General features: G+C 69.9%; 22 protein-coding genes and 1 tRNA gene. 9 read left to right on the forward strand and 14 right to left on the reverse strand.

What is annotated here, in order from left to right; all coding sequences use genetic code 11:
• Positions 1–4 precede the first annotated feature (4 nt).
• Positions 5–2185 carry a zinc ABC transporter permease AztB gene (gene aztB / locus ACFC06_RS24335; RefSeq protein ID WP_375936072.1) on the reverse strand — a complete coding sequence of 727 codons (2181 nt, stop codon included), beginning with the start codon at positions 2183–2185 and terminating at the stop codon, positions 5–7.
• Positions 2186–2233: 48 nt separating this feature from the next.
• Here aztB and aztA point away from each other — a divergent pair, with 48 nt between their 5' ends.
• Together aztA and ACFC06_RS24345 are read left to right on the forward strand one after the other, a co-directional pair.
• Positions 2234–2899 carry a zinc ABC transporter ATP-binding protein AztA gene (gene aztA / locus ACFC06_RS24340; RefSeq protein ID WP_375936073.1) on the forward strand — a complete coding sequence of 222 codons (666 nt, stop codon included), beginning with the start codon at positions 2234–2236 and terminating at the stop codon, positions 2897–2899.
• 62 nt (positions 2900–2961) lie between these two features.
• Complete coding sequence (locus tag ACFC06_RS24345) at positions 2962–3126, forward strand: hypothetical protein (RefSeq protein ID WP_375936076.1); 165 nt, start codon at positions 2962–2964, stop codon at positions 3124–3126.
• Position 3127: 1 nt separating this feature from the next.
• On the opposite strand, the gene ACFC06_RS24350 is transcribed toward ACFC06_RS24345, so the two are convergent.
• The 3 genes from ACFC06_RS24350 to ACFC06_RS24360 form a co-directional block, all read right to left on the reverse strand.
• Positions 3128–4258: an NDMA-dependent alcohol dehydrogenase gene (locus ACFC06_RS24350; RefSeq protein ID WP_375936079.1), complete on the reverse strand. Its 1131-nt coding sequence runs from the start codon at positions 4256–4258 to the stop codon at positions 3128–3130.
• Positions 4259–4366: 108 nt separating this feature from the next.
• A complete protein-coding gene (locus ACFC06_RS24355; RefSeq protein WP_375936082.1) occupies positions 4367–4891 on the reverse strand; it encodes a DinB family protein in 525 nt (174 codons plus the stop codon).
• A 71-nt stretch (positions 4892–4962) separates the two neighbouring features.
• The gene (locus ACFC06_RS24360; RefSeq protein ID WP_375936085.1) at positions 4963–6027 is read right to left on the reverse strand and encodes a phosphotransferase family protein; all 1065 of its coding nucleotides are present in this window, start codon (positions 6025–6027) and stop codon (positions 4963–4965) included.
• Positions 6028–6076: 49 nt separating this feature from the next.
• Between ACFC06_RS24360 and pabB the strand changes: the two genes are divergently transcribed.
• The gene (gene pabB / locus ACFC06_RS24365; RefSeq protein ID WP_375936088.1) at positions 6077–8134 is read left to right on the forward strand and encodes an aminodeoxychorismate synthase component I; all 2058 of its coding nucleotides are present in this window, start codon (positions 6077–6079) and stop codon (positions 8132–8134) included.
• A 27-nt stretch (positions 8135–8161) separates the two neighbouring features.
• On the opposite strand, the gene ACFC06_RS24370 is transcribed toward pabB, so the two are convergent.
• Entirely contained in the window at positions 8162–8650 is a 489-nt protein-coding gene (locus tag ACFC06_RS24370) for a hypothetical protein (protein ID WP_375936091.1), read from the reverse strand.
• A gap of 123 nt (positions 8651–8773) precedes the next feature.
• Here ACFC06_RS24370 and ACFC06_RS24375 point away from each other — a divergent pair, with 123 nt between their 5' ends.
• The gene (locus ACFC06_RS24375; protein WP_375936094.1) at positions 8774–10546 is read left to right on the forward strand and encodes a TerD family protein; all 1773 of its coding nucleotides are present in this window, start codon (positions 8774–8776) and stop codon (positions 10544–10546) included.
• Here ACFC06_RS24375 and ACFC06_RS24380 read toward each other — a convergent pair.
• On the reverse strand, positions 10543–10833 hold the full coding sequence (locus ACFC06_RS24380) for a hypothetical protein (protein WP_336083414.1): 291 nt from the start codon (positions 10831–10833) through the stop codon (positions 10543–10545). The two genes, ACFC06_RS24375 and ACFC06_RS24380, sit on opposite strands and share 4 nt — an antisense overlap.
• Before the next feature lie 157 nt (positions 10834–10990).
• Here ACFC06_RS24380 and ACFC06_RS24385 point away from each other — a divergent pair, with 157 nt between their 5' ends.
• The gene (locus ACFC06_RS24385) at positions 10991–11263 is read left to right on the forward strand and encodes a hypothetical protein (protein ID WP_278262692.1); all 273 of its coding nucleotides are present in this window, start codon (positions 10991–10993) and stop codon (positions 11261–11263) included.
• A gap of 6 nt (positions 11264–11269) precedes the next feature.
• Here the strand turns inward: ACFC06_RS24385 and ACFC06_RS24390 are convergent, their stop codons facing one another.
• Both ACFC06_RS24390 and ACFC06_RS24395 read right to left on the reverse strand, forming a co-directional pair.
• On the reverse strand, positions 11270–11758 hold the full coding sequence (locus ACFC06_RS24390) for an FBP domain-containing protein (RefSeq protein ID WP_375936098.1): 489 nt from the start codon (positions 11756–11758) through the stop codon (positions 11270–11272).
• 84 nt (positions 11759–11842) lie between these two features.
• A complete protein-coding gene (locus ACFC06_RS24395; protein ID WP_375936101.1) occupies positions 11843–13084 on the reverse strand; it encodes a VWA domain-containing protein in 1242 nt (413 codons plus the stop codon).
• A 129-nt stretch (positions 13085–13213) separates the two neighbouring features.
• Between ACFC06_RS24395 and ACFC06_RS24400 the strand changes: the two genes are divergently transcribed.
• The 3 genes from ACFC06_RS24400 (at position 13214) to ACFC06_RS24410 (ending at position 17931) form a co-directional block, all read left to right on the forward strand.
• Positions 13214–13975, forward strand: a complete 762-nt coding sequence (locus tag ACFC06_RS24400; RefSeq protein WP_375936104.1) for an ATP-grasp domain-containing protein — start codon at positions 13214–13216, stop codon at positions 13973–13975.
• 83 nt (positions 13976–14058) lie between these two features.
• Positions 14059–14556: a nitroreductase family deazaflavin-dependent oxidoreductase gene (locus ACFC06_RS24405; RefSeq protein ID WP_375936107.1), complete on the forward strand. Its 498-nt coding sequence runs from the start codon at positions 14059–14061 to the stop codon at positions 14554–14556.
• Between the two features lie 120 nt (positions 14557–14676).
• Positions 14677–17931 (forward strand): arabinosyltransferase domain-containing protein, encoded by a 3255-nt coding sequence (locus ACFC06_RS24410; protein WP_375937299.1) that lies wholly within the window; start codon positions 14677–14679, stop codon positions 17929–17931.
• Between the two features lie 154 nt (positions 17932–18085).
• On the opposite strand, the gene ACFC06_RS24415 is transcribed toward ACFC06_RS24410, so the two are convergent.
• From ACFC06_RS24415 to ACFC06_RS24425, 3 genes are all read right to left on the reverse strand, one after another.
• Positions 18086–18159: transfer RNA gene (locus tag ACFC06_RS24415), tRNA-Ile, on the reverse strand.
• 357 nt (positions 18160–18516) lie between these two features.
• Positions 18517–19521, reverse strand: a complete 1005-nt coding sequence (locus ACFC06_RS24420) for a zinc-binding dehydrogenase (RefSeq protein ID WP_375936110.1) — start codon at positions 19519–19521, stop codon at positions 18517–18519.
• Positions 19522–19611: 90 nt separating this feature from the next.
• Positions 19612–19944 (reverse strand): hypothetical protein, encoded by a 333-nt coding sequence (locus ACFC06_RS24425; RefSeq protein ID WP_375936113.1) that lies wholly within the window; start codon positions 19942–19944, stop codon positions 19612–19614.
• A 36-nt stretch (positions 19945–19980) separates the two neighbouring features.
• On the opposite strand from ACFC06_RS24425, the gene ACFC06_RS24430 reads away from it, so the two are divergent.
• A complete protein-coding gene (locus tag ACFC06_RS24430; RefSeq protein WP_375936116.1) occupies positions 19981–20496 on the forward strand; it encodes a hypothetical protein in 516 nt (171 codons plus the stop codon).
• Here ACFC06_RS24430 and ACFC06_RS24435 read toward each other — a convergent pair.
• From ACFC06_RS24435 to ACFC06_RS24445, 3 genes are read right to left on the reverse strand one after another with little or no spacing between them, the layout of a single operon-like run.
• A complete protein-coding gene (locus ACFC06_RS24435) occupies positions 20493–22265 on the reverse strand; it encodes an SDR family oxidoreductase (RefSeq protein ID WP_375936119.1) in 1773 nt (590 codons plus the stop codon). The two genes, ACFC06_RS24430 and ACFC06_RS24435, sit on opposite strands and share 4 nt — an antisense overlap.
• Positions 22266–22297: 32 nt before the next feature.
• Complete coding sequence (locus ACFC06_RS24440; RefSeq protein ID WP_375936122.1) at positions 22298–23404, reverse strand: PDR/VanB family oxidoreductase; 1107 nt, start codon at positions 23402–23404, stop codon at positions 22298–22300.
• Positions 23401–24303 (reverse strand): metal-dependent hydrolase, encoded by a 903-nt coding sequence (locus ACFC06_RS24445; RefSeq protein WP_375936125.1) that lies wholly within the window; start codon positions 24301–24303, stop codon positions 23401–23403. Before ACFC06_RS24445 ends, ACFC06_RS24440 begins: the two co-directional genes overlap by 4 nt.
• Positions 24304–24347: the final 44 nt, after the last annotated feature.

Raw genomic sequence — 24347 nt, forward strand, 5'->3', positions numbered from 1 at the left:
GTGCTCACAGTCCGGTCTCCACCATCAGCGCGGGCTCGATGTCGAGCGGGAAGACACGGGCGACGCGCAGGTTGTCGTTATAGGCGATCTCGTGGATCTCGCGGCCGCGGATGTCGTTGACGTAGGCGCGTTCCGGGTCGACACGGATGGCCGGGGTGCCGGTCACCGGGCCGTCCATCAGCGGGACCCGCGCTGTCCGCGTTCCGGTTTCCGGATCGATGCCGTGCAGGACACCGTCACCGGTGAGGACCAGCAGCGGTGCGCCCTCGCCCGCGGTGTTCACCGCGACGGCGTCGGCGATCGGAGTCTTGGACCAGGTCTTCTTCCGGATGTCGAGGGTCCACACGCCGTCGCCTCCGGCGAGCGCGGTCAGCGTGGTGCTGCCGGGGCGGTGGGTGAAGGCGGTGGCCCGGTCGGCGGCAGGCCCCGGATACGGGATCTTCTCCGCGACGAACTCGCCGTCGCGCTGGGCCACGACGAGCGCCCCGTCCGCACAACCGAATACGACACCGCGCCGCGTCACCGCCTGCCCCTGTGGCTGGGCGCACCGCTCGGCCTGCGCCTGTCCGCTGGGCTCGTTCCGCGCACGCACCTCGACACGTCCGTCACCGTTGGCCACGATGATCCGCTCGCCGTACGGCACCGCGATACCCGCCACCGGCCGCGCCTCGGGGATGGTCCCCGCCTCCAGCGCGGCCCGGTCGAGCACTGTCGACTGTCCGCTCGCCGACACCACCGTCACCACCACCGCGTCCGCATAGGCGCCGACCACCACGTCACCATCGACTCGTGCCCCCGGCTCCCCCTGCGAGCCGGGGGCTGTCGACACGCTCGGCACAGGTTGCACGCTCGACGCGGCCGATCCACTCGGCGCGGCCGGATCGCTCGGCGCAGGCGAAGCGCCCGGCGCTGGCGGAGCGCTCGGAGTGGGCGACGCGTTCACTGCGTCCGGCGCGGACGGTGAACCGGGGACAGTCTGCTCGACGGCGCCGATCGTGCGGACCGGCGCGCTGTAGTAGTGCCGGTGGTCGCCGTGGTCGACGGTCCAGGCGCCGCCGTCGACGACGGCAGTTCGGTCGCCGGAGCCCAGGTAGGCGAAGCGGCCGTCCGTGGCGATCGAGGTGACGGCCGGAACAGCTTGCGCGGTAATGCTTTTCACCTCGGTGACCTGTTCGGTCAGCAGGTCGAGCACCCGTGTCGCACCGGCGGGGTCGGCCAGGATCAGCCGGGTCTGTACCTCGCTCATCTCCTCGGCGCCCGCGACGAAACCGTGCGGGGTCTCCTCCGGCAGCACCGGCGGTTCGGCGGTTCCACAACCGACCAGCGGTACTGCGGCCAGCGCCGCGACCGAGGCCGCCCCCGCGCGGCCCAATCGCGACCGCAGCGACGACGCGATCGCCGAGAGGAAGAAGGTCGCGACCGCGACGGCGGCGATGGTCGCCCCGGCCGCCGTCTGCGCGTGCCAGGAGATGAGCAGGCCCACCACGGTGGACAGGCCACCGATGCCCGCGGCGAGCAGCATCACCACCGGGATGCGGTCCGACCAGTACAGCGCGGCGGCGGGAGGCGCGATGAGCAGGCCGAAGACCAGCAGCGTCCCTACGACGTGGAACGAGGCGACGATGGCCAGCGTCACCAGGCCGATCAGCGCGGCGTTGGCGAGCTTCGGGCGCAGGCCCAGCGTGTGCGCCTTGCGCGGATCGAAGGTCAGCGCGACGAACGAGCGATGGCCGAGCACGGCCACCACCAGGGCTATCGCCACGGCCGCGGCGAGGAAGCCGAGATCCTGGGACCGCACCGCGAGGACGTCGCCGAAGAGGAACCCGGTGAGATCCACCGCGAACGATTGCGAGCGCGACACGATGATCACCCCGGCCGCGAGCATGCCGACGAACAGCAGCCCGATCGCGGTATCGGCACCGAACCGGGGACTGCGCCCGAGCGCGGACACACCGAAGGCCATGGCCGCGCAACTGACCGCGGCACCGACGATCAGGTTCCCGCCGAGCAGCGCGGCCACCGCGACACCGGGCAGCATGCCGTGAGCCATGGCGTCACCCAGAAACGCCATGCCGCGCACCACGACCCAGGTCCCGGCCAGGGCACAGACGCACGACACGAGCAGTCCGCCCCACAGCGCACGCTGCACGAATGCCACCTCGAACGGGGCGATCAGCCAATCCATAGCGCGGAAGGCTATACTGAAAATGGTTATCGTTTCAATTGGGGTGAGATGCAACACACAGCGGTCCGAATCGACCAACTGACGGCGGGTTACGCGCGCACCACGGTGCTGCGCGGGCTGTCGGCGACGATCCCGCGCGGGCAGGTCACCGCGATCGTGGGACACAACGGCTCGGGGAAATCGACCCTGCTCGGCGTGCTCGCGGGCACCGTGACGATCGAGTCGGGAACGGTCGAACACACGCTGGGCCGCCCGGCATTCGTGGTGCAGCACACCGCGATTCCGCCCACCCTGCCCCTCACCGTGCGCGACGCGGTGGCGATGGGACGGTGGGCGCACCGCGGCCCGTGGCGGCGGCTCACGCGCGCGGACCGCGCCGTCGTCGGCGAGTGCCTGGAGCGGATGGATCTCACGGATCTGGCGTCACGACGCCTCGACACCCTCTCCGGCGGTCAGCGCCAGCGCACCCTGCTCGCCCAGGCCCTGGCCCAGCGGTCGGAGCTGCTGCTGCTCGACGAACCGGCGACCGGCCTGGACACGGCCTCCCAGGCCGCGATCTCGCGGGTGCTCACCGAGGTGGCCGAGTCCGGGGTGACGGTCGTGCAGGCGACCCATGATCGCGACGAGGCGGCCCGCGCCGACCACTGCCTGCTGCTGCGCGACGGGCAGTTGATCGCCGCGGGTCTTCCGGAAGACGTGCTGGTCGGCGCCTAGAATCGGCGACGGCCACCCTGGACGGCCGGGCGTTCGTCTCCTTCGCGGGCTGGAAGGCCCATGTGAGTCTCTATCCCGTCCCCGAGGGCGACGCGGAGTTCGACCGGGCCGTCGCCCCGTACGTGTCGGGGCGGGGAACGGTGAAATTCCCGCTCGGCGAACCGATTCCGTACGACCTGATCGCGCAGATCGTGGTCCGGCTCGCCGGGCGGGAACGTCGGGGCTGAGCTACCAGTCGGCTTCGGTGTAGCGGATGATGCCGCGGATGTTCTTGCCGTCGAGCATGTCCTGGTAACCCTGGTTGATCTCCTCGAGCGAGTAGCTGCGGGTGACCATGTCGTCGAGGTTGAGCTGGCCGGCCTTGTAGAGCGAGAGCAGCCGCGGCGCGTCCTGGCGGGCATTGCCGCCGCCGAAGATGCAGCCCTTGACCGTCTTCTGCAGCATGGACAGCAGGAAGCTGTTCATCTTCACGTCGCCGGCGTCCATGCGGCCCATCGAGGTGACCACCAGCGTGCCCGCCTTGCCGGTGAGGATCAGGCCCTCCTCGACGTAGTCGCCGTGCATCTCACCCATGGTGAGGATGACCTTCTCGGCCATCCGGCCCTCGGTGGCCTCCATCAGCGGCATGATCGCGGCGGCCATGCTCTCGTAGGTGTGGGTGGCGCCGAACTTCTGCGCCTGCTCCCGCTTCCACGGATTCGGGTCGATGGCGACGACTTTCGAGGCACCGGAGAGCACCGCGCCCTGCAGCGCGCTCATGCCGACACCGCCGATGCCCGCGATCACCACGGTCTCCCCCGGCTGCACCTCGGCGACATGGGTGGAGGAACCGAAGCCGGTGGGCACACCGCAGCCGACCAGGCAGGCGACCTCGAACGGGATGGTCGGGTCGATCTTGACCACCGAGGTGTGGTGCACGGTCATGTAGGGCGCGAAGGTGCCGAGCAGGCACATCGGGATGACGTTCTCGCCGCGCGCCTGGATGCGGTAGGTGCCGTCGGAGATGGCCTGGCCCATGAGCAGGCCCGCGCCCAGATCACACAGCGCCATGTGCCCGGCCACGCACGCGGGGCAGCGGCCGCAGGCCGGGATGAACGAGAGGATGACGTGGTCGCCCACGGCCAGGTCGCTCGGACAGTTCGGGCCGAGCTTGGTGATGACACCGGCGCCCTCGTGGCCGCCCATCACCGGGAACGCCGGCATCGGCGTGGCGCCGGTGACGATGTGATGGTCGGAGTGGCACATGCCCGCCGTTTCCATCCGGATCTGCACTTCACCGGCGACGGGATCGCCGACCTCGATCTCCTCCACCGACCACTGCTGGTCGGTGCCCCACAGGATCGCGCCCTTGGTCTTCATGTTCCGCCTCGACCTCTCGCCAAGCTTGGTGCCTCGTAGTGACTGCACTCACCCTAACGAAATTTCGGCCGAATCTGTAACACGTTCTAGAAATAAATCGGAAAATCTCTATCCCCGCACGTCGTGGACGTGATGCACGAGGTCGTGGAGGAAGTAGCGCGACAGTGAGGTGACCGTGAACTCCGCGCCGTCGCTGCGGGCGCCGCGCCGGTCGAGGCGGTCGGCGGGCACGGCGGCGAAGGCGGCGGCGACCCGGTCGGCGGCGGTGGACAGTTCCTCGGCGACCCGCGCGGGGTCCTGCTCACCGTAGCGGTCGGCGACGGCGGTCGCGTCCTGATCCCAGTTCTCGAACCGCGGAACCCCGGTGCCGTCGGCGGCCAGGATCAGGGCCAGCCGGGTGTCGAAGATCCGGCAGACATCGCGCACGTGGGCGCCGTATTCGAGGACCGACCAGGTGGCGTCGTCGGGGCGCACGCGCACATCGTCGCGTTCCAGGGCGGCGCCGAGCCGCGCGGCGCTGCGCAGCGCGCGTTCGGGGACCGACGCGTAGGCGACGCTCTCGGCGTCGAATCCGCACTCGGAGCAGCGCCGTTCGAGGACCCAGGTCCAGTTCTTGGTGTCGGGAACGATCATGCCGCCAAGCCTAGGATGACCGCATCTTGTGATCCATCAAGATTCAGCCAACCTGCGGCGAGATCCGGGCATCACTCGGTGAGCTGCCGGGCCTTGCCGAACAGCTCGAGGGTGACCGCGTGCAGGAAGTCACCGACCGGCTTGGGCGCCTTGCCCGCGAAGGCCCGCGCGTGCGTGCCCTCCAGCACGATGCCCAGCTTGAAGCAGGCCAGCACCGTGTACCAGGGCACCGCGCTCAGGTCGCGCTCGGAGAACTTGCCGTAGTGCTCGACCATCTCCTCGGGGGTGGGCAGGCCGCCGACCGTGCCGAGGGTGCCCATCAGCCCGGCGCCGACGGTGCCGGGTTCGGGGCGGGTGGCCAGCTGCCAGCCGAGGTCGAGCAGCGGGTCACCGATGGTCGACATCTCCCAGTCGACCATGGCCGCCACCGCCGGGCTGTCGTAGTCGAACATCATGTTCGCCAGGTGACAGTCGCCGTGCATGATGCCGGGACTCCAGTCGGTGGGGCGATGACGCTCGAGCCAGTCACCGATGCGCTCCACATCCGGGATCTCCGGGCCGGGATAGCCCTCGTTGGCGCTGTAGGAGTCGAGTTCGCGCAACCAGCGCGGGACCTGGCGTTCGAGGAAGCCCTCGGGATGGCCGTAGTCGGCCAGGCCCAGCGCCTGGTAGTCCAGCGAACCGAGGCGGGCGATGGCCTCGACCGCGGACAGGCCCATCTGCCTGCGGATCTCGGGGTCACCGGCGTGCAGGTCGGGCAGTTCGGTCTGCGGGTTGAAGCCGCGGATCGGTTCCATCAGGTAGAAGACCGCGCCGATCACCGACTCGTCGTCGCAGGCCGCGATCACCCGGGGTGCGCGGACCTCGGTGTCGTCGAGCGCGCCCAGCAGGCGCGATTCGCGGCCGATCACCTCGTTGCTCTTGGCGCGCAGATGCTTGGGGCCGCGCCGCAGGACGTATTCGCGCCCGCCGCGGGTGAAGCGCAGCATGATGTTCTGGGTGCCGCCGCCGATCGCGGTGACCGCGCCGAAGGGGCCGCCGGGCAGGTCACGCTCGTCCATCCATCGGCCGATCGCCGCGAAATCGGCGATGCCCGGGTCGACGTCGACCGGTTGCGAAACAGACATGGCGATCATTGTGCCCGAGCAGGCCGGTCCATGGGCCCGGCGTAGGGTTTCCGATACGATGCGCACGCTCTTGATCGACAACTACGACTCGTTCACCTACAACCTCTATCAGCTGATCAGCGAGGTCAACGGGAGCGAGCCGACCGTCGTGCGCAACGACGAGGTGCGCGATCTCGCCGCGCTCGAGCTGGCCGGGTTCGACAATGTGGTGATCTCCCCCGGACCGGGCAGGCCCGATCGCGCGCGCGACATGGGCATCTCCACCCGGGTGATCGCCGAGACCGAGCTGCCGCTGCTGGGTGTGTGCCTGGGACATCAGGGCATCGTGATCGGCGCGGGCGGCACCGTCGGCCGGGCGCCGCGGGCCCGGCACGGCTACCTCGACCGGGTCGCCCACGACGACCGCGACCTGTTCGCCGGGCTGCCGCAGGACTTCACCGTGGTGCGTTATCACTCGCTGGCCGCCCAGCACGTGCCGGAGGCACTCGACGTCACCGCGACCACCGCCGACGGCGTGATCATGGGTGTGCGGCACCGGGAACGACCGCAATGGGGCGTGCAGTTCCACCCGGAATCGGTGTCGAGCGAGTTCGGTGCGGCGCTGGTGCGCAATTTCGCCGATCTGACCAAGGCGCGGAGGCCGGTGAGCGCGCCGGTCGTGGTGCGCGGGCCGGTGGCGACCGAGGACCCGGCACCCGAGCTGCGATTCCGGTTGCGGCACAGCGTGATCGAGCGCGCCATCGATACCGAGGCCATCTTCCTGCGCCGATACGCCGGGTCGGAGACCGCGTTCTGGCTCGACAGCGAGCACGTCGAGCCGGGACTGGACCGGTTCTCCTTCCTCGGTGACGCGGGTGGGCCGCACGCCGAGATCGTCGGTTACCGGGTCGGTGACGGCACCGTCACCGTGACGGACGCCGAGGGTGTGCGCACCGTCCCCGGCACCGTGCTGGACTACCTGGATCGCGAGTTGCGGCGCAGGCACTGCGATCCACCGGAACTGCCGTTCGATTTCGCGGGCGGGTATGTCGGCTATCTCGGCTACGAGGTGAAGGCCGACTGCGGCGCGCGCGCCGCGCACCGATCGCTGACGCCCGACGCGCAGTGGATCTTCGCCGACCGGCTGATCGTGGTCGACCACGAAGCCGGGCGCACCCATCTGCTCGCGCTGGCCACCGCAGCGACCGAGCCCGCCGCCGACGACTGGCTGCGCGAGACCGGCACCGCACTGGCCGACCTGCCGACCTGGGCCAATCCCGCCGACCTGCACGTACCCGCCGACCCGGATGCCGTGCAGGCCGACCTGATCCGGGGACGCGACCGCTATCTGGCCGATATCGCGGTCTGCCAGGAGCGGCTGCACGCGGGCGAGTCCTACGAGATCTGCCTGACCGACACCGTCGCCGTGGCCGCCGCACCCGACGACGGCCTGGCCCTGTACCAACGCCTGCGCCGCTGCAATCCCGCGCCGTATGCCGCCTACCTGCGGTTCGACGGCCTCGACGTGGCGTGTTCCTCCCCCGAGCGCTTCCTCAAGATCGACCGGGACCGGGTGGTGGAGAGCAAGCCGATCAAGGGCACCGCCCCGCGCGGGCGCACCGTCGCCGAGGACGAGCACCTGCGCCGCGCCCTGGCCGACGACCCCAAGACCCGCGCCGAGAACCTGATGATCGTGGACCTGCTGCGCAACGATCTGGGCCGGGTCTGCGAGGTCGGCTCGGTCCACGTGCCCGAGCTGATGACCACCGAAACCTATTCCACGCTGCACCAATTGGTGTCCACCGTGCGCGGCACCCTGCGTCCCGGCGCGGGCGTGGTCGACTGCCTGCGCGCCTGCTTCCCCGGTGGCTCGATGACCGGCGCGCCCAAACTGCGCACCATGGAGATCCTCGACGAGCTCGAGACCCAGGCCCGCGGCGTCTACTCCGGCACCATCGGTTTCCTCGGCCTCGGTGGCACCGCCGATCTCAATATCGTCATCCGCACGGCCGTCCGCTACGACGGCGAATGGCGCATCGGCGCGGGCGGCGCCATCGTCCTCGATTCCGACCCCGAGGACGAATTCGCCGAGATGGTCCTCAAAGCCGCCGCCACCTTCCGCGCCCTCACCCCCTGAGGCAGCTGCCTCCGGGTGATGCGGCGGTCAGCGGCGGGAGCGCTTCTTCGGTGGCGGCTCCGGGGCCGGTTCCTCGCCGCCGCGGCCGGTGATCCGGCCGAGCAGGCCGACGCCGGGGAGTTTCGCCAGGGCGCCGAAGAGGTCCTCGCCGAGGGAGATCATGGCTTCCAGCCGGGGCAGCAACCGGTCGTAGGTGGCGAAGACCGGGTCCGCCAGTGCCAGGGTGCGGTCGAGGCGGTCGATCGTGCTGTTGAGGCGGTCCACCGCGATCGACAGGTTCTCCACCAGATCCGGCAGCTGCGCCGCCAGCTGCGCGGAGGCCGGTGGCAGCCGCACGGCGGCGTCGAAGGCGTATCCCGCCGTCTGCTGGGCCGCGTCGATGGCCTGCCCCGCCGCCATCTGCGCCGCACCCACCGCCGCCTGCGCGGCCGAGAGCAGATCCGCCCCCGGCACCTTGCGCCCCTGCGGCTCCGGCACGGGCTCACCCCCGCGCCCCCGCTTCTTCGGGTTCGTCATCCCACCACTGTGCCCCACGGACCTCGCCCGCGCCGGGACCCCACGCGTGTCCGCGGCGAAGACCGCCGTCCGCGCCGACGCCCGGACAAACCTGTCGGATCAGCGTGGCATCATGCGAAGACCATGGAAATCCGTAAGGGCGCCCACGCGCCGGTACCGACATCGCTTCTCGCCGTGGTTCTTTCATGGCGTTCGGCGCACGCGGTGGACGCGCACGCGCTGCTGCTCGACGAGTCGGGCCTGGTTCGCGGCGACCGGGATTTCGTCTTCTTCAACGCCCCGCGCCACATCTCACAGGCGGTGACCCTGGATCAGCAGCCCGCGCCGGGCACCGCGCGATTGAGTGTGTCGTTGCCGCGCACCGAGACCGAGGTGGCGCGCATCGTGGTGAGCGCGTCGCTGGACGAGGGCACCTTCGATCAGCTCACCGAGCTGACGCTGACCGTGCACGCCGCCGACGGCCCGGTGGTCCGGTACGTCCTCGACGGCATCGAACGGGTACAGGCGATGATGTTCGGCGAGTTCTACCGCCGCGACGGGCAGTGGCGTTTCCGGGCGATCGGCCAGGGCTGGGTCGGCGGGCTGCCGGGGCTGGCGACGGAGTTCGGGGTGACGGTGGCGGAACCGGTCACGCTGCCACGTCCGGTCGACGACGACGCCGAGATCCCGGCGCGACCGGAGCGGATCGGCGCCACCCGCACAGCCGGTCGATTCGCCGACGCGGGGCCCCGGTCCGGCGAACACCCGGCCCGCGAGGACCAGCACGGCACCCCCGCGGGCCGCGTCCCCGCGCTCACCCGTCGCGTCATCGACGTCCCCCCGCCGCCCCCGCACGACCCCGACCACGCCGACTGGCACCCCGACCCGGAAACCCCCGGACAGCTGCGCTGGTGGGACGGCACCGAGTGGACCAGCAGCACCCACCCGCACGTCGACGACCATCGCGCCCGCTGCCCCCGCTGCGGCCATGTCCTGCGGCGCAAACTGTTCGGCGGGCACGGCCCCTGCAAACGCTGCGCCGAGGAGATCGAGGGGTTCCTCACCCAGTGGCGCACCCGCGCGCGCCGGGTCCTGTCCGGGCCGGGCACCCAGTCCGAGGAGTGGATCGAGGTGTGGGCCGCGCTGCGGTTCCAGCGCATCGACGAGGAACGCGGCCGGGTGGTGCTGCGCGAGGCGGGCCTGACCCAGGTGGAACGGATGGTGGCCTTCGCCTTCGCCGACGGCGAGGTGTTCGCCGAGGAACTCGACGCGTTCGAGCACGTGGTCAGCGAGCTGGCCCTCAACGGCGCCGTCGTCGACGATCTGCGCCGCCGGATGCATCGCGGCCGCACGCTGTCGCGGCTGCGCTCGGGCGAACTACCCACCGTCGAAACCCCCGGCCTGCACCTGGATCCGGAGGAGCGGGTGCATCTGGACCTGCCCGCGGTGCACGCCCGGATGCTCGCGCGCGGCCCGCGCAACACCGAGGGCAGGCTGATCGCGAGTACGAAGAAACTCCGTTTCGTCGGTGACGGCACCGGCATCGAACTGCCGTGGAACCGGGTGGTCTCGGTGCACCCCGAGCACGGCACCGTGGTGATCGCGGCGACCTCGGCGCGTGGTGGCGCCACCTTCGGCGTCACCGATCCCGACTATGTGGCCGCGGCGCTGGAAGGCGCGCTGCGGGTGGCCAAGCGCCTGGTCCTCGCCCCCGGTCAGCGCGACAGCCGCAGCATCTCCCAGGACGTGAAAGCCCAGGTCTGGCAACGCGACGGCGGGAAATGCGTGGAGTGCGGCGACGGGCACTACCTGGAGTTCGACCACATCATCCCGCTCAGTCGCGGCGGTGCGACCAGTGCGGCGAATCTGCAGATCCTGTGCCGCAACTGCAATCGCGTGAAGGGTGCCCGGATCTAGCCCAGGATCGCGTTCATGATCGTGCCGCCGCTGGTGGCGACCACGCCGCCGATCATCGCGCCCGCGATCATCTTCGGCGATTCCATGGAGCTGCCGCTCCACTTCTCCCAGGCGAACTTTCCGCCGGCGACGGTGATGGCGAGCACGCCCGACAGGATCATGAACCAGGTCAGGTACTGGACCATCTGCATGATCTTGTCCGACAGCGGCGGTGCCTCCGGCGTGGGATTACCGACCTGCGCGAACGTCGTGACGGTGTCGGCCATCGACGTCAGAATGATGCTCATAGCCTGCTCCCCTTGGTCGCGTGATGCGAACTACGTTCCAGCACTGTCGTATTCGAACGCCTCCAGGATACGGTCCCGAACCCCCGGCACACCAACAAAACCGATACCATCGGCTCTGCAGTTGGCCGCCGTTCCCCTAATCACCAAGTGAGCAGACATGATCCTTGCCGTCGTCACCGATACCTTGGCGCAGATCGGGAATCCGACGCCGGAGGCACCGCCGCTGTCGGAGAAGATCCTGCAGCTGGTGCGGTATTTCACCTGGTTCATCCTGCTGTCCGGCGTGATCGCCATCACTTACGCGGGCGGAAAGTTCGCCTGGGAGAAGTGGACCGGTGGCGGGCTCGAGTCGCCGAAGATGATCGCGGGCGCGATGATCGGCGGCGTGGTGGCCACCAGCGCGGGCACCATCATGAACGCGATGCTCTGATCGCGCTCAGCTGAACAGGCGGCCGAGGAAGGCGGCGAGGTTCTCCCGCACGCGCTGGGCCTTCTCCTCGGCGGTCAGGTCCTCCCGGTAGCGGCTGCCCATGGCGGGGCTCTTCTTGTTGCGCGCGTAGAGCGAGCAGGCCAGGTCGGTACACATGAGCGTGCCGACGGTATTGCCCCGCCTGCCCGATTCCCCGGCCTTGGCCGCGGTCATCAGGGAGACGCCGCCACCGGAATGGGTGGTCAGGCAGATCGTGCACATCTGGGTCTTGCCGGAGCCGCCGGTCTCGTGCCGCAGCGCGATGCTGATCAGCCCGTCCTCCCCAGGGACCGAGATATAGCAGCGGCCCGCGTAGGACGGGTCGTTCCAGCCGAGGAAGTCGAGATCGTCCCAGGGCCGTTCGCCCAGGTCACGCGGCACGCTGAGGCGTTTGGCGTCGCCCTTCGAGCAGTTGACGAACGACGCCCTGATGTCGCGTTCGGTGACGGGTTCCATGATGCGTCCTTTCGATGTGCCGATCCACAAACGGTAGACACGCTAACGATCACCCCGGGTCACCGACAACCGGTTTTTCGCAGGCTACGGCCCGACGATGCCCGCCGCCCTGGCGGCACGCAGCCAATCCGGGAACTCGCCGAGCAACAGGCGGTAGAGCTCGGCGTCGTCGACGCGGTCGATGTCGTCGAGGGCGAAGAAGCCCGCGTTGTCCACGACGCGGCCGTCGAGCTCGTCCAGGGTCCGCAGCACCCCGAAATTGGCCTTGCCCAGGCCGATGAACTGCCAGAACGCGGGCAGGTGCGCCGCTTCGCGCATGAGCGTGGCGATCTCACGCTTCTTGGCGAAGCCGCCGTCGGTGAAGAACAGCACCAGCGTCGGCGCCGGACTCGCGGCCAGGGTGTCGATGACGGCGCGCATGATCGGCAGTTCGTCGTTGCGGCCGCCGAGCCGGTCGTAGTCGATGCCCTCGTGGGTGCCGGTCAGATGCAGGTAGGTGCGCGCCCACCGCTCGCCGTCGGCCACGGTGATGTCGGGCAGCTGGGCGTAGGTGAGCGCGTAGAGGTAGGCCTCGAGGGTGCCGTCGTCGTCGAGCTGGGTGGCGACGGGGATCATCCGCTCCACCACCCGGTGCACCGTGCCGCCGCGGTACAGCTTGTGCATGCTGCCGGTCTTGTCGATCACCAGCACCACCCGCGCCCTGGTCCCGAAGGCGCTCTTGTCGATCAAGATCTTGGCGACCTCGCGTTTGCGCAGGTCGAGGACCTGCTTCTTCTCGAAGCTCAGCGCGGCCTCGCCCGGCACGGTCCGCACGAGCGGCTCGGCCACCGGTTGTGGCTCGTCGTCGACGGTCACGCCGTGATCGGTCACCAGGTCCGCGAATCCGCCGGCGTAGCCCTGCCCGACCGCGCGCACCTTCCACTGCGCGCCGCGCCGGTAGAGCTCGACCGCGATCACCACCGACTCCTGATCGAGTCCCTCGATCACATACTCGTACAACACGTTTCCGGCGCGATCGGTGACCGAGGCCACCGGTGCCGCGGCGCCGCCGAACCGGTCGCCCTCCGTCGCGGCGGTGATCACGATCCGGACCTGCGCGATGTCGGCCGGGACCGCCGCGGGCGAAACCTCCAGCGCCGCACCGGTCCACCGCACGCCCGGTGCCTGCGGCTGGTTGAAGAACACGAAGTCCGCGTCCGAGCGCACCGTGCCCGCCTCGGTCACCAGCAGCGCCGACAGATCCGCCGCCACCCCGCCGCGCACCGCCAGCACCACCTCGGCGGCATCGAGTCCCGCGTTCTGCCCCTTGACCAGCACAGCAGCCACTGTCTTCTCCTCTTCGCGCCCCGCGTTCGGCCGTGATCCACCACACCCTAGAGGTATCCATGCCCGCGCGGGGTGGTCCGGATGCCGGAAACCTCGCCGAACCGGCTGCGCGGGTGCATGATTGAGGTGATGCAATTCACCACCGCGTTTGTGCAGTACGCCGGATCGGGACCGATGCGGCACGAAGAGACGTTGCTCGTCCAGGTACTGGAGCGTCTCGACATCCCCGTGCGTCACTACAGCCTCAAGCGGGTGCGGCGCGGACAGCTACCGCTGGGCCCCGGCACGTTCATCGCCGGTGACGTCGACGCCATGCACGGCGCGATGCGCCAGCTGCAGATCCCGATCCCCGCACCCGACGACTACCCCGAGTCGCTGCACCCGTATCTGCGGCGCAAGGTCTGGACCTCGACGCTGGGTGAGGTCGAGCGCAAGCTCGACAGCGGTGAGCTCGCCCCGCTGTTCGTGAAACCGGCCTACCGGCGCAAGAGTTTTCCCGGGACCGTCTGCTATTCCGATCGCGATCTCGCGGCGTTCGGGCACGTCAGCCGCAGGCAGCCGGTGCACTGTTCGGAGCTGGTCACCTGGCTCTCGGAGTACCGCGTCTACGTCTCGCGCGGCCGGATCCTCGCCGTGGACCACTACGCGGGCGACCGCGGCCGCCGCCTCGACCGCGCCGTGGTCGAATCGGCCGTCACCGCCCACCGCGACTCCGGCACCGCGCCGAGCGCCTACGCCCTCGACTTCGGCGTGCTCGTCGACGGCAGCACCGCCCTGATCGAAGCCAACGACGGCTTCGCCCTCGGCGCCTACGACATCGCTCCCGACCTGTACACCGAACTGCTCATGGTGCGCTGGAGCGAACTGCTCGACCGACGCTGGGACGCGTGAACAATCGTGCGCGCGCACGTGTCGTGAACGCCTTCCCCGCGGCCCGGCCTCTAGCCTGAACCGAGTCGAGGCATGGAGGTCGCATGGGTGACGGCACGAGCTCGCTGACAGCACGCCTGATCGATTCCTGTTCCCAATTCGCCAACCGGCACGGCGTCTACCTGGGCCGCCGCTCCACCGCCCTGCACGTGGCCCTCTACCGCCGCACCCGCGGCCGTCTCGGCGCCCGCATGCCCGCCCACCCCGGGGCCCGCATCCTGCTGCTCGACCACACCGGCGCCCGCACCGGAGCCCGCCGCACCTCCCCCCTGATCTACTACGCCGACGGCGACACCTACGCCATCGTCGCCTCCAAGGCCGGCCTACCCACCCACCCCGCCTGGTTCCACAACCTGAACGCCCACCCCGACACCACCATCCAGGTCGGCCCCACCACCGTCCCCGTCCACGCCCGCACCGCCACCCCCGAGGAACGCACGCACCTCTGGCCCCACCTGGTCGACATCTTCCCCAGCTACGCCGCCTACGAACGCACCACCACCCGCACCATCCCGATCGTCCTCCTGACTCCCCGCCTTTGATATCGCATACCGGATATACCGTTCCGGGGATTTCATTTCCGTCGAACTCCGCTGGTGCTCAGGGAAATCGGCCGGTGCGCGTTCCGAACACCGTGGTTAGTATCGAAAATCGTGACCTTGGTGCTGAGCCGACGGCGGCCGTCCGACGATCGATCTCTGGATTCCCGGGACGAGAAACAGCGGCCTGACCGCTTCTGGCGAATTGTCGCCATTGTCGCCGGAATTCTCGGAGCGCTACTCGCGGTCGCGGTGCCATTGCTCCCGGTGCAGCAGCAACAGGCGTCGTTCTCGTGGCCGGAGGGTGGCCGGGCGGAAAGTATGACGGCGCCGTTGGTGTCGTATTCCCCGGTCGGGATCGAGGCCACGATTCCGGTCGGGGCGATCACCGGGTCGGCGCCGGAGGGCGGGTATCTGCTGGCGACCGTGCCGCCCGCGTCCGGCCAGGCCTGGCACTACGGGCTGAACGTGCTCGTGTCACCGGCCGACGGCGGCCGCCTGCAGGTGGTCCTGCGCGACAAGACGCTGGTGGACACCCCTGTCGCCGACCTGCCCCGGGCGGGCGCGCTCGCCATCTCGTCGACCGCCGAGCGCACCACCGTGACGCTCGACGGCACCGATCCGGTCGTGGTGGCAGGTGATTCGAGGCCGCAATTGATCGGCCTGTTCACCGATCTGATCGGTCCCGCGCCCGAGGGCATGCGAGCACGGGTGGAGATCGACTCACGATTCACCACCACCCCGACGGTCCTCAAAACCCTCGCCATCATCGGCGTTCTCGTCGCCGCCGCGGTGGCGCTGTTCGCGCTGCATCGGCTGGATTGCCTGGACGGACGCGGCAACCGCCGCGTGCTGCCGCGCCGGTGGTGGCGCCCGCGATGGATCGATGGCGTCGTCATCGGCACCTTGATCCTCTGGTATTTCATCGGTGCCGGGACCGCCGACGACGGCTATATCCTCGGCATGGCCCGAACCGCCGGACACGCGGGCTATCTCGCCAATTATTTCGCCTATTTCGGTGTCCCCGAAACGCCGATCGGAATTCCCTACGACCTCGTGATCGGGTGGTTGTCGCAGATCTCCACCGCGAGCATCGTGGTGCGGCTGCCCGAACTGCTGTTCGGCATCGTGTGCTGGCTGCTGATCAGCCGCGAGGTCGTGCCGCGGCTGGGCATCGCCGCCCGGCGCGAGAAGGCGGCGATCTGGGCGGGCGGCCTCATGCTGCTGGCCTTCTGGCTGCCCTACAACAACGGGCTGCGGCCCGAGCCCGCGGTGGCGCTGGGCGTGCTGCTGGTGTGGGTGTCGATGGAGCGCGCCCTGGCGACGCGGCGGCTCGCCCCGGCCGCGGTCGCCCTGATCCCGGCCGCGCTGGCCGTGGTCACCAACCCCGCCGGACTGATCTGCTTCGCCGCGCTGCTGGCCGGCGCGCGCCCACTCGTGCAGATCATCGTCGAGCGGGCCAGGCGGGTGGGCTATCTCGCGGTGCTCGCCCCCACCGCGGCGGTGGGGTTGTCGGTGCTGGCGATCGTGTTCGCCGGCCAGCCGATCGCCGAGGTCACTGCGATGAGCGACGCGCATCGCGTGGTCGGCCCGAACATGCCCTGGTACGACGAGACTCTCGTCTACCAATCGCTGTTCCAGGCCGGGCCGGACGGGTCGATGGCGCGGCGGTTCGCCATGCTGATGATGTTCCTGACGCTGGCGGTCTCGATTCTGGCGCTGCTGCGCCACGGTGGCCGGATTCCGGGTCTGGCGGCCGGGCCCACCCGCCGCATACTGGGCACCACGATCGCGACGATTCCGCTGATGGCCCTGTCCCCCACCAAATTCACCCACCACATGGGTGTGTTCGCCGGTCTGGCCGGTGCGGTCGCGGTGGTGGCGGCGGTGGCCGCCGGGCCACGGATCGTGCGCTCACCGCGTAACCGTGCGCTGTTCGCGGCCGCCGTCTTCGCGGTGCTGGCGCTGTCGTTCACCAGTTCCAACAGCTGGTGGTATGTGGCCAGTTACGGAATTCCCTGGTGGGACAAGCCGATCTCGGTCAACGGGATCGGTGCGGGAACCGCGCTGCTCGGTGTCGCCGTGCTGCTGCTGGCTGTGGCGGGATTCCTGCATGTCCGGGAACCGTTCCGCCGGGCCGAACATCGGACACGGCGCCGGGTGCCGGTCCTCACGCTCGCGATGGCGCTGGTGGTGGCCTTCGAGGTGGCCTCGTTCGTCAAGGCGGGCATCGACCAGTACCCGGCCTATTCACTGGCGAAGTCGAACCTGTCGGCGCTGGCGGGCGAGCCGTGTGGACTGGCGAACGATGTGCTCGTGGAACCGGATCCGAACGCCGGAATGCTGACACCGCTGTCCGGTGACCCTGCGACGGCGCTCGGAGCGCAGACCAGCGGCTTCACACCCGACGGTGTCAACACCAACGATCTGACCCCCGATGCCTCCGATGCCGCCGCCGCGTCGGTCGGTCAGTCGCTCGGCAGCGCGGGCACGACCACCAAGTCGGGTTCGGCCGACGGTGGTGGGCCGGACGGTTCCGGCGCCCGCGGCATCAACGGCAGCTCGATCCCGCTCCCGTTCGGCCTGAACCCGGCGACGACGCCGGTGCTGGGCAGCTACGGCAGTCCCGGTGTCACCAAGACGCTCGTCTCCGGCTGGTACCGGTTGCCGGCCCCGGACGCGGGCGGCAGTCGCGGGGAGATCCTCGCGATCGCGGCCGCGGGGCGTATCGCCTCGACCGACCTCGACGGTCTGCCGGTTCCCGGGCAGCGCGTGCAGGTCGAGTACGGCAGCGCCACCGCGGGTGAGGTCCAGCCGCTCGGCAGCGTCGTTCCCGACGATGTCAGCGTCCTGCAGCCGTCCTGGCGCAATCTGCGAGTCCCCTTGGGGCAGCTGCCCGCCCAGGCCGACGCGGTGCGCCTGGTCGCCACCGTGGACAGCTCCGAGGCCGAACAGTGGGTGGCGATCACCCCGCCACGTGTCCCCGCGCTGCGCACCCTCGACGACCTGGTCGGCCACACCCGCCCGGTCCTGCTGGACTGGCTCGTCGGCCTGCAATTCCCCTGCCAGCAACCCATGCGGCACCGGCACGGCGTCGCCGAGATCCCCGAGTACCGCATCCTGCCCGAATTCTCCGCCGCGATCATGACCAGTAATTGGCAGAGCCACTCCTCCGGTGGCCCCCTCGGCTACACCGAACTGCTCACGCGCGCCGAGGTTCTGCCCTCCTACCTGCGCGACGACTGGAAGCGCAACTGGGGCGAGATCCACCGCCTGGTTCCCTACGCCCCCACCGCGGGCCCGGCCCGGCTCGACACCGTCACCCTCGACCGCTCGGCCATGTGGACCCCTGGTCCACTGAACTTCGGAATCCGATAGCGAGGCGGTCCGGAAGGTGTGCTGATTCATACCGATAAGCGCACCTTCCGGGACAACAATTCGATCCGTGGGTGGGCCGGAAGAAAAGAAATTCTGGAACCGGATGGTTTCGCTCGGAAGGCGGATTCCGGCGCCGGAGTGAAATAGGGGAATGTGGGGCGGGTGGGGCTCGAACCCACGACCAGCGGATTATGAGTCCGCGGCTCTAACCGACTGAGCTACCGCCCCTGGCCGCGGGTGTCCGCGGGCGTGTCGGATGGTACCCGGTGGGGTGTGGGGTTGACCAGTTGTGCGGGGTGGTCGGGGCGACCGGGCCGGGCTGTCCTGGGACGATGCGACGGCCCGGTCGCTGGTGGTGATGGGTGGAGGTGGTGGGTGTGGTAGGTGCGGGTCAAGCCCTGTCGGCCGTCTGACGCTGAGATCGTGCGCGTAGAGCACGGTCGCGACGCTCGATGGAACCCCCCGGGTTGCTGGCGACTTTGATCACGGCGACCACCAGCAACAGAACAGCAGCAATGACTGCGATGACAATTATTCCCTGCACACTATGAACTTAACGCGTATTCCCTTGCAGCGCTGAACAAGTTACAATCGCGCGGCGATCGTCAAGAGTGTGCGACCGAGTGCGGAACGGTTCTCGATGGAAGTATGCGCATCGCGAACACGGTCGATCGGGAAGGTCTGGCCGACAATCACTTCGAGACGTCCGGCCACGACCTCGGCTTGAGCGCGGCGCGCGAGAGCCGACCAATCGATCGGGCCGCCGACCACATCGAACAGGCCGAGCACGGTAACCCCCCTGGCCACAGCGGTTTCGGCGCCGGTCTCGACAAAACCGCCTGCCGCGGAACCGTATCCGAGGAACAGACCGGCATCGGCGGTGGCCCTGAGCGCGGCGGCACCGAGCGACCCGCCCGCACCGTCGAACACGATCCGCGCTCCCCCGCCGGTGATCTCGCGGACCCGCTCGGCCCAGCCCTGCTCGGAGTAGTCGACCACCGCGCTCGCGCCGAGACGGGTGGCGAGCGCCAGCTTGTCGGTCCCGCGCGCGGCGGCGACGACCTTCGCCCCGGCCGCGACGCAGAGCTGGGTGAGCAGGGTGCCGAGCCCGCCGGCCGCGGCGGTGACGAGCACCCACGTATCGGGTGTGACCGCCGCGCGATCGAAGAGCGCGAGTGCGGTGCGGCCGTCGTGGGCCAGGGCGACGGCCTGCTCGGTGCTCAGCCCGTCGGCGATCTCGACCAGCGTCTCGGCCTTGGCCAGGGCGTGCTCGGCATAGCCGCCGGTGGGGACGCCGCCACCGATACCGCTGGCCGCGGTCTGGCTGACCACCCGCTTGCCGACCCACCCGGGATCGACCCCGGCGCCGACCGCGTCCACCACGCCACCGACCGCCCCGCCGGGCACATACGGCAGGTTCAGCGCGAAGAAGTCCAGCCCCCAGCCGCTGCGCAGCCGGGTGTCGAGGAACATCACGTCGGCGACCTCGACGTCGACACGTACCTCCCCCGAATCCGGTTGCGGCACCGGCACTTCCCGCACCTCGAGCACTTCGGGACCACCGAATTCCTTGACCTGTACGGCACGCATCGCGACTCCTTCGTGGTGTTCTCGGATGCGTTCCAGCATGGAACCTGAAGTGAGGTTCAGGTCAAGGACGGTGCGGTGTGGATCACACCGTCAGGAACCGCCACCGCAACTGCTACCGCCGCCACCACAGCTGCTGCTGCTTCCTCCGCCACAGCTGCTACTGCTGCCGCCACCACAGCTGCTGCCGCCCCCGCAGCCGCTGTGCGAGCCGGAATCCGGATAGTCGGGGCCGCTGTGGTGGGTCCACGGCTGGCCCGACGAGGAATCGGTGTACCCGTAGTAGGTGCTCGACGAGCCCGCCGTCCAGCGCGGATCGAACGGACCCGTGGGCGGACGGGTCGCCGTGGAGACCACCTTCACGATGACGAACACCACCGCGCCGATCATCACGGCGAAGAACAAGAGCACGATCAGCAGCACCATGCCCGCAGGCTAACCGACGCCGCTTACAGTGGGCTTATGGCGCTCTCGATCCCCCGTCTCGGCCGTCGACGGGCCGATCCGGCCACCGTCGACCGCGTCGTGGCCGACCTACGGCTGCCCGACGCGATCTTCAAGACCTGCCCCTGGCAGCCCCGCGACCTGGTGGAAACCGGTCTGCGGCAATGGTTGCGGTGCTGTGGTGCCGCCATGCGCGACGACCAGGTCATCGGCATGCCCTCGCACGCCGTCGACGAGGCCTGGCACGGGCTGATCCTGTGCACGCGGCTCTACGCGCGCTTCTGCGACGAGGCCTACGGGCGGTTCCTGCACCATTTCCCCGAGGGGGTCGGCGAGGCCGCCCCGGAACACGGGTCGATGATCGATCAGCTCGGCCGCACCGTGGTCGCCTGGTCGATGGTGGCGAAACCGGACGAGCAGTGCGTGCTGTGGGATCTGGACCGGCGGGTCGGTGTGGCCGAGCCGTGGGGTGTGGACGCCCGGCTCGTCGACGCCGTGCAGCGGCGCCTCGAGCCGGGCGTGAGCGGACCCTAGACCAGCTTCATCCGGCGCGCGGCGAAGCGGACGGCGCCGGGCGCGAGCCGGTTGATCCGGTACTGCAGCCACGATTCCGGCGTCACGGGCACGATCTCACGACCGTCGCGCACCGCCTTGACGATCTGCGCGGCGACCCGGTCGGGGGTGTAGCCGCGCCGCTCGTAGAGCTTGTCGAACTTCTGCTGCGCGGCCGCCTCCTCCGCCGCCGAGACACCCGAGATGCGGGTGGTGGCAACGATATTGGTGTGCACGATGCCGGGGCACACCGTCGAGACGGAGATGCCGCGGTCGGCCAGTTCGGCGCGCAGGCAGTCGGAGAACATGAACACCGCCGACTTGCTGGTGGCGTAGGCGCTCATATCGCGCTGCGGGCTGTAGGCGGCCATGCTGGACAGGTTCACGATGTGCCCGCCGAGGCCGCGGTCGGCCATGGCGGCACCGAAGGCCCGGCAGCCGTTGACCACACCGCCCAGGTTGATCCGCAGCACGCGGTCGAACTCCTCGGACGGGGTGTCCAGGAAGCCGCCCGCCTGGCCGACGCCGGCATTGTTGATCAGCACATCGGGCACGCCGTGCGCGGCGATCACGATATCGGCGTGCGCGCGCACCGCGTCCTCGCTGGACACGTCCAGCGCGTAGGAGTGGGCGACGCCGCCCTCGGCCGCGACGAGCTCGGCGGTCTGCTTGGCCGCCAGCTCGTTGACATCGGAGACCACCAGCTCGGCGCCCAGGCGCGCGAACGCCAGCGCGGTCTCCCGGCCGATACCGCTGCCCGCACCGGTGACGATCACCAGCTTGTGCTCGAATTCCCTTCGGCTGCGGCCGACTTCGGCCCTGGCCAGTCCGCGCGCGATCGGCGCGCCGTCGAGCGCGTCGATCAGCTCGGTGGTGGCGGTGGCCAGCAGTTCCGGGTGCGAGAACGGCATCCAGTGCCCGGCGGGCACGTCGCGACGCCACAGCCGGTCGGTCCACTTGGCCGAGTCGTCATACCCGGCGGGGCGCACGGCCACGTCACGACCGGCGACGATCAGCTGCACGGGCACCCGGGTGCGGCGCTCGCGCGGGGCGAGCATGCGCTGGACGATATTGGCGCGGTAGATGAGCAGGCCGTCGACCATGTCGCGGCGGAAGGTGGGGCCCAGCTTCACGTTCGCGGTGGGGGTGTCGTTCATCAGCGACACCGCGCGCTGCCAGACCTTCTCGGTGCCGATGGTGTTGAAGGTGGCGCGCGGCAGGCCGGGGGTCATGAAGAAGAAGGTGTAGGCCGAGGACGCGAGCTGGGTCATCGGCTGCCAGATGTTGCGCGGGCTGGGCCGCGACAGCCGGTCGCGCACCCAGCTGGCCAGGTGGTCGAGGTTAGGGCCGGAGACCGAGGTGAACGAGGCGACCCGCTCGGCGGCCTGCGGCTCGCACACCGCTTCCCACACCTGCACCGAACCCCAGTCGTGGGCCAGTACGTGCGCGGGACGGTCGGGGCTCACCGCGTCGAGCACGGCGTAGAAGTCGCGGGCGAGTTCGTCGAGGCGGAAGTCCTCGGTGCGCTGGGTGCGGGTGGAGGCGCCGTGGCCGCGGGTGTCGTAGGCGACCACGTGGAAGCGCTCGGCGAGCAGCGGGATCACCCGGTCCCACAGGTGGTGGGTGTCGGGCCAGCCGTGCACGAGCACCACGGTGTCGGCGGCGGGGTCACCGTATTCGAACACGGCGATGTCGAAATCGCCGCTGCGGACGGTGCGCTGGTTGGCGGCCTGGGGGCTGTCGATCGTCATGGGCTGTCGGACTCCTTGTCCAGGAAGCGAACTCACAGGTCGAGCACCAAACGCTCACCGTGGGAACGGGATACGCACGCGAGCATGGCGCCCGCGGCGTGTTCGTCATCGGAGAGTACGGACTCGCGATGGTCGGGCTCGCCCGCGCACACCCGCACCACGCAGGTGCGGCAGAAACCCTGCCTGCACGAGTAGGGCTGGTCGGGGCGTTCGGCCAGGACGGCGTCGAGCACGGTCTTGTCGGCCGGGACCGTGATCACCTGGCCGGTGGAGGCGAATTCGACCTCGAAGGCGGTGCCGTTCACCACCGGCGGCGGCGAGAACCGCTCGAAGTGCAGTTCCACCCGGGGCAGGTCGCGCACGGCCGCGACGACGGCCGAGGTCATCGGGGTGGGCCCGCAGGCATAGACCGCGGTGCCCGCGCCGACGCCGGGCAGCAGATCCGCCGCCGTGGGCAGGCCGTGTTCGTCGTCGGTGCGCACGGTGACGCGCGGGCCGAAGCTCTCCAACTCGTCCAGGAACGGGATGGTGTCGCGGCTGCGGCCGCTGTAGACCATCGTCCACGGCAGATCCAGGCGATGCGCGAGCCGGGCCATCGGCAGGATCGGCGTGATGCCGATGCCACCGGCCACGAAGTGCAGCCGCTGGGCGGGCGAGCCGTGGCCGGGCACCGCGAACGGGAAGGCGTTGCGCGGGCCGCGCACCACGAACCGGCTGCCGACCGGGAGTTCGTCGTGCACCTCGTTCGAGCCGCCGCCCCCGTTCGGGATGCGGCGCACCGCGATGCGGTAGGCGCGCTCGTCGGCCGGGTCGCCGCACAGCGAGTACTGGCGCAGCCTGCCCGAGGGCAGTTCCAGGTCCAGGTGGGCGCCGGGGCGCCAGCGCGGCAGCACCCGGCCGTCGGGGGCGGCCAGGCGCAGGCTCACCACGTCCTGGTCGTGCGCCTCGACGCGGCGTTCGGTGACCACCACAGGGAAGCGGCGGTCGTCCACCCGGGTGCGCAGATCGCGACGGTTGGCCAGCGCGCTCCAGCGCAGCCGGGCCGTGGCGACGGCGTCGAGGAACCGGGTGCCCGGGTCGTGGCGATGCTTGCCGTAGAGGTCGCCGGGCAGCGCCTGGGGGATGTCGCGGGTCGTCACGAGGCCGCCGCGCGGGCCGCGGGCGAACTGGCCAGATAGGCCACCGCCTGGGCGGTCGAACCGACGGTCTCCGGGCTGTAGCCGGGCTGGAAGGTCGACAGCGCGCTGCGCAGCAGCGACGGGATACCCGGCAGCGCGCCCCGCCACATCGCGGCGAACACCCCGGCGATCAGCCGCAGATAGCCGTAGTCGGGCAGCTTCGGGTCCTGATGCACCAGGAAACGCGCGCCACGCACCAGCAGGGCGATGAAGATCGGGAAGACCAGCGTCATCGACGCGCAGCGCCGCGCGTAACCGACGCCGAAGTACTCGGCCACGTCATGGGCGACATTGCGGTGCTCGACCTCTTCGGCGCCGTGCCAGCGGAACAGGTCGGCCATGTTCGGGTCGGCGCCGAACTTCTCCAGGTCGGCGTTGATCACCCAGTCACCCAGCCAGGCGAAGAAGTGCTCGAGACAGGCGATGAAGGCGAGCCGTTCGACCAGCATCTGGCGGGCGGCGCGGTCGTCGCCGCCGCGCGGGCCCAGTGTCTTGCGGAACAGGTATTCCATCTGGCGCACATAGGGCGCGCTGTCGATGTCGTTGGCCGTGAAGACGTCGTGCAGGACCTTCTCGTGGGTCTCCGCGTGCATCGATTCCTGCCCGATGAAGCCGAGCATGTCCTCGCGCAGCTTCTCGTCCTTGACGTAGGGCAATGCCTCGCGATAGGTGGCGATGAACATGCGCTCGCCCTCGGGCAGCAGCATGTTGAGCGCGCAGATCAGATGTCCGGCGATCGGCTCGTCGGGCATCCATTGCAGTGCCACGTCCGACCAGTCGAAGCGCACGTTGCGGGCGTGCAGTGCGACCTGGCCCGGGTCCGTCTCCGGGCGCGGTGCTGCCCGGCGAAGTAGCTTCATCGGTACTCCTCGTCCTCCCCGCACAGCACCCTCGGGCGCCGTGG

Origin of the sequence: Nocardia sp. NPDC056064, from assembly GCF_042266925.1 — a bacterium.
Classification (GTDB): Bacteria; Actinomycetota; Actinomycetes; order Mycobacteriales; family Mycobacteriaceae; genus Nocardia.

What these genes read in the sequence shown, in the direction of transcription:
- aztB (WP_375936072.1), bottom strand. Translation starts at nt 2,185, where the DNA reads ATGGATTGGCTGATCGCCCCGTTCGAGGTGGCATTCGTGCAGCGTGCG.
- aztA (WP_375936073.1), top strand. Translation starts at nt 2,234, where the DNA reads ATGCAACACACAGCGGTCCGAATCGACCAACTGACGGCGGGTTACGCG.
- ACFC06_RS24350 (WP_375936079.1), bottom strand. Translation starts at nt 4,258, where the DNA reads ATGAAGACCAAGGGCGCGATCCTGTGGGGCACCGACCAGCAGTGGTCG.
- ACFC06_RS24355 (WP_375936082.1), bottom strand. Translation starts at nt 4,891, where the DNA reads ATGATCGTTCCCGACACCAAGAACTGGACCTGGGTCCTCGAACGGCGC.
- ACFC06_RS24360 (WP_375936085.1), bottom strand. Translation starts at nt 6,027, where the DNA reads ATGATCGCCATGTCTGTTTCGCAACCGGTCGACGTCGACCCGGGCATC.
- pabB (WP_375936088.1), top strand. Translation starts at nt 6,077, where the DNA reads ATGCGCACGCTCTTGATCGACAACTACGACTCGTTCACCTACAACCTC.
- ACFC06_RS24370 (WP_375936091.1), bottom strand. Translation starts at nt 8,650, where the DNA reads ATGACGAACCCGAAGAAGCGGGGGCGCGGGGGTGAGCCCGTGCCGGAG.
- ACFC06_RS24375 (WP_375936094.1), top strand. Translation starts at nt 8,774, where the DNA reads ATGGAAATCCGTAAGGGCGCCCACGCGCCGGTACCGACATCGCTTCTC.
- ACFC06_RS24380 (WP_336083414.1), bottom strand. Translation starts at nt 10,833, where the DNA reads ATGAGCATCATTCTGACGTCGATGGCCGACACCGTCACGACGTTCGCG.
- ACFC06_RS24385 (WP_278262692.1), top strand. Translation starts at nt 10,991, where the DNA reads ATGATCCTTGCCGTCGTCACCGATACCTTGGCGCAGATCGGGAATCCG.
- ACFC06_RS24390 (WP_375936098.1), bottom strand. Translation starts at nt 11,758, where the DNA reads ATGGAACCCGTCACCGAACGCGACATCAGGGCGTCGTTCGTCAACTGC.
- ACFC06_RS24400 (WP_375936104.1), top strand. Translation starts at nt 13,214, where the DNA reads ATGCAATTCACCACCGCGTTTGTGCAGTACGCCGGATCGGGACCGATG.
- ACFC06_RS24405 (WP_375936107.1), top strand. Translation starts at nt 14,059, where the DNA reads ATGGGTGACGGCACGAGCTCGCTGACAGCACGCCTGATCGATTCCTGT.
- ACFC06_RS24420 (WP_375936110.1), bottom strand. Translation starts at nt 19,521, where the DNA reads ATGCGTGCCGTACAGGTCAAGGAATTCGGTGGTCCCGAAGTGCTCGAG.
- ACFC06_RS24425 (WP_375936113.1), bottom strand. Translation starts at nt 19,944, where the DNA reads ATGGTGCTGCTGATCGTGCTCTTGTTCTTCGCCGTGATGATCGGCGCG.
- ACFC06_RS24430 (WP_375936116.1), top strand. Translation starts at nt 19,981, where the DNA reads ATGGCGCTCTCGATCCCCCGTCTCGGCCGTCGACGGGCCGATCCGGCC.
- ACFC06_RS24435 (WP_375936119.1), bottom strand. Translation starts at nt 22,265, where the DNA reads ATGACGATCGACAGCCCCCAGGCCGCCAACCAGCGCACCGTCCGCAGC.
- ACFC06_RS24445 (WP_375936125.1), bottom strand. Translation starts at nt 24,303, where the DNA reads ATGAAGCTACTTCGCCGGGCAGCACCGCGCCCGGAGACGGACCCGGGC.